The following is a 702-nucleotide window of genomic DNA, read 5'->3' on the forward strand; positions in this document are numbered from 1 at the left end:
GTGCGGCGCAGGCCGCGAACGGCCAGCGTGAGGTGGGGCGGCGCACGGTCTGGCGCGCGGCCTTCACCGGCGCCGGCGAGGTGGGCTTCACCTTGCTGGCGATGAACCTGGCGCTGATCGTGGTGTTCATCTCCATCCTGTTCATGGGCGGTGTGGTCGAGCGCTTGTTCCGCGAGTTCTCGATCACGCTGGTGGCGGCCATGCTGATCTCGCTGGCGGTGTCGGTCACGCTCACGCCCGCGCTGTGCGCGCACGGCCTGCCGGCCGGCCCGCCCAAGCCGCCAGGCCCGCTGGCGCGCGGCATCGCCAGCCTGCTGGCCGACGTGCAGGCGGGTTACGCGCGCAGCCTGGGATTCGCGCTGCGCCACCGCGTGTTGACCCTGTTGTTGCTGGCCGGCACTGTGGCCCTCAACGTGTGGCTCTACGTGGCGATTCCCAAGGGCATGCTGCCGCAGCAGGACACCGGCCAGCTCGGCGGCTTCGTGCGCGGCGACGACGGTTTTTCGTTCCAGGGCATGCAGCCCAAGGTGGAGGCTTTTCGCGGCCTGCTGGTGGCCGATCCCGCCGTGGCCGACGTGACGGGCGTGAGCGGCGGGCGCACCGGCACCAGCAACTCCTGGTTCCGCATCCGCCTCAAGCCCCTGGCGGAGCGCGGCGAGCCCGCCTCGGCCGTGGTGGCGCGCCTGCGCGCCAATGCCCCGC

At 72.2% G+C, this 702-nt stretch carries 1 protein-coding gene; it reads left to right on the plus strand.

Annotation, left to right across the window (positions count from 1 at the left end; all coding sequences use genetic code 11):
• The coding region (locus ACT6Q8_RS25575; protein ID WP_444739486.1) for an efflux RND transporter permease subunit at window positions 1-702 on the plus strand (702 nt) is incomplete at both ends.

Origin of the sequence: Niveispirillum sp., assembly GCF_052437035.1 — a bacterium.
GTDB lineage: Bacteria > Pseudomonadota > Alphaproteobacteria > Azospirillales > Azospirillaceae > Niveispirillum.